General features: G+C 59.3%; 10 protein-coding genes and 1 tRNA gene. 5 read left to right on the top strand and 6 right to left on the bottom strand.

Annotated elements, in window-relative coordinates; genetic code table 11:
* The first annotated feature begins 223 nt into the window (after nt 1-223).
* Nucleotides 224-1468, top strand: a complete 1245-nt coding sequence (locus tag NW853_RS04570) for an ATP-binding protein (RefSeq protein ID WP_414348016.1) — start codon at nt 224-226, stop codon at nt 1466-1468.
* 24 nt (nt 1469-1492) lie between these two features.
* On the opposite strand, the gene scpB is transcribed toward NW853_RS04570, so the two are convergent.
* Nucleotides 1493-2035 carry an SMC-Scp complex subunit ScpB gene (gene scpB / locus NW853_RS04565; protein WP_414332740.1) on the bottom strand — a complete coding sequence of 181 codons (543 nt, stop codon included), beginning with the start codon at nt 2033-2035 and terminating at the stop codon, nt 1493-1495.
* A 214-nt stretch (nt 2036-2249) separates the two neighbouring features.
* On the opposite strand from scpB, the gene NW853_RS04560 reads away from it, so the two are divergent.
* A tRNA-Ser gene (locus NW853_RS04560) sits at nt 2250-2334 on the top strand.
* Nucleotides 2335-2421: 87 nt separating this feature from the next.
* Here NW853_RS04560 and gatC read toward each other — a convergent pair.
* The 3 genes from gatC to NW853_RS04545 form a co-directional block, all read right to left on the bottom strand.
* Complete coding sequence (gatC, locus tag NW853_RS04555) at nt 2422-2715, bottom strand: Asp-tRNA(Asn)/Glu-tRNA(Gln) amidotransferase subunit GatC (protein ID WP_414332742.1); 294 nt, start codon at nt 2713-2715, stop codon at nt 2422-2424.
* 92 nt (nt 2716-2807) lie between these two features.
* Complete coding sequence (locus NW853_RS04550; protein WP_414332744.1) at nt 2808-3329, bottom strand: photosystem I assembly protein Ycf3; 522 nt, start codon at nt 3327-3329, stop codon at nt 2808-2810.
* Between the two features lie 112 nt (nt 3330-3441).
* Nucleotides 3442-3726 (bottom strand): chlororespiratory reduction protein 7, encoded by a 285-nt coding sequence (locus tag NW853_RS04545; protein ID WP_414332746.1) that lies wholly within the window; start codon nt 3724-3726, stop codon nt 3442-3444.
* Nucleotides 3727-3842: 116 nt separating this feature from the next.
* Between NW853_RS04545 and trpS the strand changes: the two genes are divergently transcribed.
* The gene (gene trpS, locus NW853_RS04540) at nt 3843-4838 is read left to right on the top strand and encodes a tryptophan--tRNA ligase (protein WP_414332748.1); all 996 of its coding nucleotides are present in this window, start codon (nt 3843-3845) and stop codon (nt 4836-4838) included.
* A gap of 10 nt (nt 4839-4848) precedes the next feature.
* Here the strand turns inward: trpS and NW853_RS04535 are convergent, their stop codons facing one another.
* Nucleotides 4849-5850, bottom strand: a complete 1002-nt coding sequence (locus NW853_RS04535; RefSeq protein ID WP_414348013.1) for a DMT family transporter — start codon at nt 5848-5850, stop codon at nt 4849-4851.
* Nucleotides 5851-5950: 100 nt separating this feature from the next.
* Between NW853_RS04535 and truB the strand changes: the two genes are divergently transcribed.
* A complete protein-coding gene (truB, locus tag NW853_RS04530; RefSeq protein ID WP_414332801.1) occupies nt 5951-6850 on the top strand; it encodes a tRNA pseudouridine(55) synthase TruB in 900 nt (299 codons plus the stop codon).
* A 237-nt stretch (nt 6851-7087) separates the two neighbouring features.
* On the top strand, nt 7088-7591 hold the full coding sequence (apcB, locus tag NW853_RS04525) for an allophycocyanin subunit beta (protein ID WP_414332752.1): 504 nt from the start codon (nt 7088-7090) through the stop codon (nt 7589-7591).
* A gap of 1 nt (nt 7592) precedes the next feature.
* Here the strand turns inward: apcB and NW853_RS04520 are convergent, their stop codons facing one another.
* The gene (locus NW853_RS04520; RefSeq protein ID WP_414348011.1) at nt 7593-8270 is read right to left on the bottom strand and encodes a TIGR03943 family putative permease subunit; all 678 of its coding nucleotides are present in this window, start codon (nt 8268-8270) and stop codon (nt 7593-7595) included.
* Nucleotides 8271-8800: the final 530 nt, after the last annotated feature.

Here is an 8800-nt window from a genome sequence, read left to right as displayed (position 1 = left end):
CCTCTATAGCCAGGGGAAGCAGAGCAGACACCCTTGTGGGTGGGCGACCCCCCATTTGACCAAGATGAGCATAGAGACTCCCCCCGTCTGGCGATTCTCCCTGCCGCCGGCACACTACGCCAACGATGGGGATGAGCCAGAAAACCAACCTTGTCTTGCAAGGCTTTACTGCACTGCCGTTATCGCGGCAACATAGCGACTATGCCCAATCTCAACCACAGCGATGACTCCCCTCGAAGAAGCGGCGGAAGCGGCGGCCAAGCTGTTGCTGTTTCGAGAAATCTGCGCCCATCCCCTAGCCCTGGGCTGGCAGGAGCTGATCCAGCAGTTGATGGCCGGGGAGCCCTTGCCTTGCTGGGCGGCCTACGGGCGCTGGTTTGAGCTTTTGGCCCAGCAAAACCTGAGCTGGCGGGAGTGGCTGATCCAGGAGATCCGCTGGGCGGACAACCCCTTTGCCCGCGCGGCGCTGCGAGGTGGGGAGATCCCGACACCCCTTTTGCAAGCAGCACGGCACGATCTCCGCTGCTTACAGATCCTGGCCGAGAGCCAGGAGCTCATCGAAGAGCAGATGCAGGCGCTGGGCCTGGGGATCCCTTGGCCGGATGGGGACAGTGACTGCGCCGGCTGGGATCCGCGCTCTTTTGCCGATTGGGGCCTGAGCCTGGAGGCGTTGATCGCCCACTACCGCCAAAGAGGGGTAGGAATCTGTGCTCGCTATTGGGCGTTTCGCTGGGGGCCGGCAGGGCTAGAAGGGATCCCGGCTCCCGACCTGCCCGATTGGGATGAGATTTACGGCTACGAACGGCAGAAGCAGCAGTTGGCCGCCAACACCGAAGCGCTGCTGCGGGGGGATCTGGCTTTGCATGTCTTGCTCTACGGGGCGCGGGGCACCGGCAAGTCTTCGTTGGTGAAGGCCTTGTTGCGCCGCTACGGCCCTCAGGGGCTGCGCCTTCTGGAGCTAAGACGAACTGACTTGATGCAATTGTCGGAGATCTTGGCGGAGCTGAGGAAACAGGGGCTGCCCTTTGTGCTGTTTGTGGACGATCTCTCCTTCGAGGCCGACGAAACCGAGTTCAAGCAGCTCAAGGTGCTCCTGGAGGGGGATCTCGTCGCGCCGCCGCCCAACGTCCGCCTCTATGCCACCAGCAACCGCCGCCATTTGGTCCGCGAGTTTTTCGCCGACCGCCCCAACCCCCAAGATCAAGAAGTCCACGCCTGGGATACGGTGCAGGAAAAGCTGTCGCTGCAGGATCGCTTTGGCCTCACCCTCACCTTCCCTCCGTTCACTCAAGACGATTACTTGGCAACTGTAGAACACTTGGCGCAGCGGCTGGGTTTCGCTCAATCTTTGGCGGCCCTGCGTCGCCGGGCCCTGATCTGGGCGCAGCAGCAAAACGGCTTTTCCGGTCGCACCGCCCGTCAGTTTTTGGATGCCGTTCGGGCAGGGCTGGCAAAAGGGAACGAATGAATCGCTGGCCGCGTTGCGGGAAGTTTATTCTTCGGGGAAGGGATTGGCCAGCTTGTCTACCGTAAAGTAACGATGAAACTTATCCGTCACCCGCAACCAGGGGGAGCGGCTGCCTTCTTTGCGGTAGCGGGTTATAAAGCCTTTCTCCACCAGCTCTGCCACATGCTGATAGGCGCCCTGACCGCGCAACTCTACCAACTCGGCTTGGGAGAGGGGCCCCCGCAGGATGATGGTCGCCAAGGTACGGGCAGCGCCCACCCCGATTTCGGGGGGCAAGAGCTGGTTGGCCAGCTCCAAAAACGGCTCTCGCAACTGCAGGGCAAACCCCTCCCCCACCTGCAATACTTCCAGGGCAGAGTCGCGGTGAGCATAGTCTTCCATCAACTCCAGCAGCGCATCATAGGCCTCATCGCGGCTGCAGCGGGCCAACTGAGCCAGCGCCGATAGGGCCAACGGCTGCCCCTTCAGGTAGAGGATTGCCTCAATCTGGTTTTTCAGGGCTAAGAGACGCCCCCCCTCCACCTCTGATCCGGGATCCAAAACCAACTTGGAACGACGCGAGGCCATAGCGACAAGGGATCCGCCTACTTGTCCCGTAGCATAGCAGCAGTTGCAGGCTGAGGGATCCCTGCTGGGGCGGCCTGGGCCAAGGCGAGCGTTGCTATGCTAAACCATGCCATGGCCTGCTTTCCCGCCCATCGCGCTACTCGGTGCGGAGTACAATTGCACAACCTGAAGCCAATTGCGTAGCATAAATAGGGTTTGGGGATCCCAGAGAATTGGAGAGGTGTCCGAGCGGTTTAAGGAAGCAGTCTTGAAAACTGCCGTGGTTCACGCCACCGTGGGTTCGAATCCCACCCTCTCCGTTGCTTTATTGAGTAACCCACAATGCTGTCCGGCGGCCCCTACCACGCCCCTACTCCCTTGGGCCAGCCTAAGGTAATCTGGCGACGTCAGTCTTCTGCGTCCAGAATGCGGGGCACTTTGAAGAACACATCCGCCCGGTCGGGAGCGTTGGCCAGGATCCCTTCGACATCCGGATAGGGCTCGACTTCATCGGGGCGGGTGGGCAGCTCCATGTCCAGGGCATGGAAGGTGGGCTCCACCCCTTCCGTATTCAGCTCTTTCAGTTGTTCCACGTAGGCCAAGATGTCTGCCAGTTGCTCGGTGAACTGGATCTCTTCCTCCTCGGTTAGCTCCAGACGAGCCAAGTGAGCGACATGTTGTACCCCTTCCCGTTTCAGCATCCTTCCCTCCGGCGCGCAGATCATTAACTTAGCTTAAGGTAGCTGAGAGCAACCGTTCGCGTTGGTGGTACAGAGTCCTTTGGCAGGCAGACTCAATACAACTCGAGGTTGGCGCGCCCGGTGGTTTTCAGCCAGTTTTGGGCCTCGATGTAGTTGTTGGGGGCAATGCGAATGGCGCGGATCCAGTATTGAGCGGCCTCGTCAAACAGGGCCTCTGCCGTTTCTTCATCTCCGGCCTGCAGGCTCTGCTCGCCTTTATGATGCAGCAACACAGCGATGTTGTTCAGGGCAGAACAAAGTCGTGGGTTCAACTCCAGAGCTTGGTGGTAGTACTCCAGGGCCTTGTCCAGTTCGCCGTTGCTTTGGTAGATCAGGCCCATGTTGTAGAGGATGTAGCTACGATCCTCTTCGCCTTGCTCCAGGGTGAGGGCTTCTCGGTAGTTTTCCAGAGCCTCGGCGTATTCCCCTTCGCTCTGAGCGGCCATGCCATCCCGGTAGTAGGCAAAAGCTTTCTTTTGCTCAGAACTCACCCCCGGCAGCAGTTTCAGGATCAGATCGGCCATGACGGTAAAGGTTTTGTCGATGAAGTTGTCGTTCTTCATGCTGCGCGGCATGGCTGACCCCTTTTAGAACTTGGGACTAAAGATTTCTCTCTTGCGTTGTATCACGTCCAAGGCGGGATCCGAAACACAGCCCCGTTGGTTTCACAAACGAGCCCCTGGTCTGTCAAGGCGGTATCGAGGGGCGCTTGCTCAGGCGCACAGGATGCCACTGCAGGGTTTCGCCGGGGGAAACCTCGACTTCACAGGCGGTGTCGATCAGCCGCTGCGCCTGCGCTTGGGGGGTGGGGTAGCGGGCCAGATCTGCATCCACCAGGTGGGGGTGCTCTTGCAACAGCCGCACGAGGAACTCCTGCAATTCCTCAGGGCTGAGAAATTGCTCCGGCAAGCCCGGGATCAGCAGCACATAGTGGTTGGCGGCACGCAACAGTTCGGGTTCCGAGTCTGACATGGTGTTGGGCTGGGCGTCTTCTATCCATCATGAACCAACGGGTTGCGCCTCTCTTGGTATCCTGATAAAGACTTTCCTTGCTCTTGTCTTGTTGGCATTTGAGATCTGCTTTTCCTATGGCTAAGCCGCGCACCCTCTCTGGCATTCAGCCCTCTGGCGAGTTGCACCTGGGCAATTACTTGGGGGCGATTAAAAATTGGGTGGCCGAGCAGGAGCACTACGAGAACTTTTTTTGCATTGTGGATCAACATGCCATCACCGTCCCTCAGGATCCCAAGCTGTTGAGGGAGCGCACCCGCTCGCTGTTTGCCCTTTATTTGGCCTGTGGCCTCAGCCTGGAGCATTGTGTGCTGTTCGTGCAGTCCCACGTGCCTGCCCATACGGAGCTGGCCTGGCTGTTCAACACCATCACCCCCATGAACTGGGCGGAGCGCATGATCCAATACAAGGAGAAAAAAGAAAAACAGGGAGAGGAGACCAGCGTTGGCCTGTTCAGCTACCCGATTTTGCAGGCGGCGGATATTTTGCTCTACCAGCCCAAGTATGTGCCGGTGGGGGAGGATCAGCGGCAGCATATTGAGCTGTGTCGGGATATTGCCCGCCGCTTTAACGACCGCTTTGGCGAGGTGTTTGTGATCCCAGAGGCCCTGATTCGCCCACAGGGGGCGCGGATCATGAGCTTGACCGATGGCACGCGCAAGATGTCCAAGTCGGATCCCTCGGATCTCAGCCGCATTCATCTCTTGGATGACCCGGATACCATCCGCAAGAAGATCCAAAAATGCAAGACCGACCCCATTCGGGGCATTGTCTTTGACGATCCGGCTCGTCCTGAAGCCCACAATTTGCTGACGATCTACATGCTCACCTCTGGAAAAAGCAAGGAGGCGGTGGCAGCTGAGTGTGCCGAGATGGGGTGGGGACAGTTCAAGCCTCTCCTCGCAGACAGCATCATCGCTGCCCTAGAGCCCATTCAGCAGCGCTACCGGGATCTCTGCAACAACCCCGACTATCTGCTGGCGCTGATCCGGGAAAATGCTGCCAAGGCTCGCGCTGTTGCCGAGCCAACGCTGCAAAGGGTGCGAGAGGCAATGGGGTTCCTACCCCCCTAAGGGATCCCTGCTAGTCGCGGTTGCCATCGCGGATCTCGACGGTGCTGAACTCCAGGCCCAGCTCCGAGAGGATCCCTGGCCAGGCCAAGCGCAGGCGCTCCTGCCATTCTTGCCGGTGGTTGATCAAATACACGCAGACCAGGGTGATACCCACTCCCAACCACTGCAGCGGCGTCAGCGATTCCCCCAAGAAGGTGCTGCCGAACAGCAGGGCGAAGATGGGGGTGAGAAAGGTCAGGGAGCTGAATTCGGTGAGGTTCTCCTGGGAGGCGAAATAGAAGAAGAGGGCATAGGCCACAGCGCTTCCCATCACCGAAGCGTAGAGCAGGCCCAGCCAGTGGGCACCGCTCAGGTGCTGCCATTGCTCGCTTTCTGTTAGCGCCGAGAGCAGGATCAAGGGCAGGCTGCCCAACACCATGTGCCAGCCCGTCGCCAACACCGGATCCGCCACCTCCGCCACCTTGGGCATCATCACGGTGCCGATGGCCATCGACAGGGATGCCAGCAACATCCAGACGACGCCAGCCCCCAACTGCAGGGATCCCCCGCCAGATAAGCCGATCAGGCCGATGCCGACCACCCCTATCCCCAAGCTCAGCCAGCCCAGCGCTCCCATCCGCTCGCGGTAAAACCAGGTGGCCATCAGAGCCACCGCCAGCGGCTGCGAGTCGATCAGCACGGATCCCAGCCCGGCGCCGGTCTCTCTCAACCCTTGCGCCAAAAATCCCTGAAAACAGGTGCCGTCCACCAGGGCAAAGGCCAAGACCCACAGCCACCCCCGCCGCCCCTGCGGATGCCAGGGTTGAGACACCCCGGCGGCCCGTCCCTGCCAAAGCCGAAAGGCCAAAACCAGGATCCCAGCCGGCAAGAGCCGCAGAATGGCGATAAAGAGAGGGGTGGTCTCAGAGAGGGCATCCCGCATCGCCACCATCGCCGAACCCCACAGGAAAAAGGGGGCAATCATCAACAGGCGTTGCCAGATAGGCTGAGAAAGCAGGTAAGACTGAGCCATGGGTGCTTCAAACTCGCAGACGGAAGTTAACCCCATGTTAAGCGCTGCGGCAGTTCGGTTACAAATCTTAATTATTGGTTGATGCAAGTTGATGCCTGGCATGGGATCCCTGGAGGGCTTTCTCAACCTGGATAAACCAGCAGGGCTTACCTCCCACGACTGTGTGGCGGTGGTGCGGCGGGTCTTGCGCACCCGCAGGGTGGGGCATGGCGGCACTTTGGATCCGGCGGCGACGGGGGTTTTGCCCATTGCCGTGGGGCGGGCGACGCGCTTTTTGGCCTTTCTGCCGGGGGATAAGGTCTATCGGGCCACCTTCCGCTTCGGGCAGCGCAGCGACACCGACGATGCCGAGGGGCAGATCCAGGTGGGATCCCCTTGTCCGGAGCTGAGCTGCGAGCAGGTGGCGGCCTGTTTGCGGGAGTTTGTCGGCGAGATTGAGCAGGTGCCGCCTCTTTACAGCGCCATCAAGCGGCAGGGGAAAAAGCTCTACGAGCTGGCGCGGGCCGGGGTAGAGGTCTCAGAACTGGGGCTGGAGCCGCGGAGAGTAGTGATTCGGCACCTGCGGATCCTGGGCTGGCGCCCCGGCAACTTCCCGGAAGTGGATCTGGAGATTGCCTGTGGCCCCGGCACCTACATCCGCGCCCTCGCCCGCGACGTGGGGGAGAAATTGGGTTGCGGAGGCTTGATGAGCCGCCTGCGACGGCTGCAAAGTGGCCCCTTTCGCGTCCAGGAGAGCCTGCCCCTGGAGCAATGGCAGGGATCCGCCGATCCCGCCGCTGCCCTGCTGCCGATTGAGTGGGGATTTCGCGATTGGGACTCAGTATCCCTATCTCCGGCTGAGGCCCAGCGCTGGCGGCAAGGTCAGGCCATTCCCCTGGATCCTGCTCAGGCCGGTGCTGAGACCTTGCGGGTCATGAGCAGAGAGGGGGAATTTTTGGGCTTGGGGCACAGCCAAGCAGGTCAGCTCAGGCCGCTGCGGGTGTTGCCGCCGGATCCCTAGTTGCAGAAACATTACATTTTCGTAACAACATTGGCCATTGTCTCGGCGGGAAAGAACCCCCTGCATGCTAAACTTCTGGGGGCAAGTGGGGAGCTCGGAGCGCTGCCGTTGTTGGGCTCCGGCTCGATTTTCCAAGGGTGGCCTTTGGACGTTGCCGACAAAATCTCTTCTCAATCTTTTCTCACTTTTGCATCTCAAGCTACTTTTACATAGAGTTACAGGAACGGAGTTGAGAATATGCGGGATGCCGTAACCACACTGATCAAAACCTACGACCTGGCGGGCCGCTACTTGGACCGGAATGCGATGGATGCGCTCAAAGCTTTTTACGATTCAGGGCTGCGGCGCATCAAGGCAGTGCAGGTGATTAATCTCAACTCGGTGGACATTGTCAAGACGGCTGCCGCAGCTATGTTTGCCCAGGTGCCGGATCTGATCCGTCCGGGCGGCAACGCCTACACCACCCGCCGCTACGCCACCTGTTTGCGGGATATGGACTACTTCCTGCGCTACGCTTCTTATGCGCTGGTGGCTGCCGACAACAGCGTCTTGGATGAGCGAGTCTTGGCCGGCTTGCGGGAAACTTACAACTCCCTCGGCGTGCCCATCGCCCCGACGGTGATTGGGATCCAAAACATGAAAACCCGCACCCTGGAGCTGCTCGGCTCCGGCGAAGACTACAGCTTTGTGGCCGAGCCTTTCGATTACATGAGCAGCAAACTAAGCGAAACCGATATCTAGCCTACTCGTCGGCGTAGGGATTGGCCGGCACCGGTATTGGCTCCACCTGCTCGGCGACGATCACCAACTGAGATTGGCCATCCCGCCGCTCTACGGCCATGCGTCCCTCCAGACGCAGCCAACTATCGGCAGTTAACTGTTCTGCCTCTGGCCAGCGCACCGGCAAGCCCACAGGGTAGGCATCGGCAGCACAGCAACTGACCAAAAAGCGAGCGATAACAAAGTGGTCGGGCCGCGGGTCGGGAACGACGAACCCCTGTACCCGCACCGGCTGCCCTGTGTAGGTGTAGGGATCCGCGTAGACATCCAAGGTGCGTACCCAATCCAGCAGAGTGCGCTGACGCGGGTCGAGCTTGGGACGAAAAGCCTGCGGCTGGCTACGAGATACCCCCAGGTAGGGAGATACCCCTCGGTTGAGGGCAGTTTGGCTGGAGAGCGGTCGCGGCTCGACCCAAAACCCCAGCAGTGCCGTCAGGATCAGCAGTCCTGCGCCCAGCTGCGGTCCCAACAGCGAGGCGTGGGCTTCAGAAGAGGCGACTTTCGCTCCTTGCCAACGGCCAATCCCCAAGCCCAGCAGGCATAGCCCGGCCAACAAAGCCACATTCACGTAGCCGGGATTGATCAACATCAGCAGGGTACCCCGCCAGCGGTAAACGATCAGCAGGATCCCGAGCAACATCAACCCGGACGCCTCCCAGTAGGCTATATGGCCCCACGCCAACAGTTTCCTGGGCCAAGACATAATCTTGGTTTTGATACGCACTCCCTCTGGGTTTTGTTTTTCCCGAATAGGACTAGAACTGCTTTTGGGCATGGTTACAGCTTTTTCACACCACTCCGAACCCAAGTTTAGCAATCCTCGCGCAATTTTCCACTACCTGTGTGGCGAGAATGGGCAAGGTCTTTACTGCGATTTCGCGGTCACAGGTATTGAGGTTCACCCAAATAGAGCTCAGCAAAAAACTTCGTTTAGCCCACGTTCCTGATCGGCAACTTTACAAAAAGCACCGTGATTACCCTGTCTATTGCTGGACGGTTTGCCTGTGGTGGATCGTAAGCCCTAGCAAGCTACAGCTTTTTCCAGCGTTATCTAATAAGCCAACGTAGATCTATCTCTTGTGTCGTGAAGATCCGGATTGGCTACAGAACTTCCGTGAAGTCAGAAAAAACTGTACGGCTGTGGGGAGTATGTCAAAGCTGTCGGGATCC

It is taken from the genome of Synechococcus sp. H55.11, from assembly GCF_047462475.1.
In the GTDB taxonomy this organism is placed as follows: domain Bacteria; phylum Cyanobacteriota; class Cyanobacteriia; order Thermostichales; family Thermostichaceae; genus Thermostichus.
The sequence above is the reverse complement of the archived record's forward strand: the minus strand, read 5'-3'. Positions and strand labels throughout refer to the sequence as shown.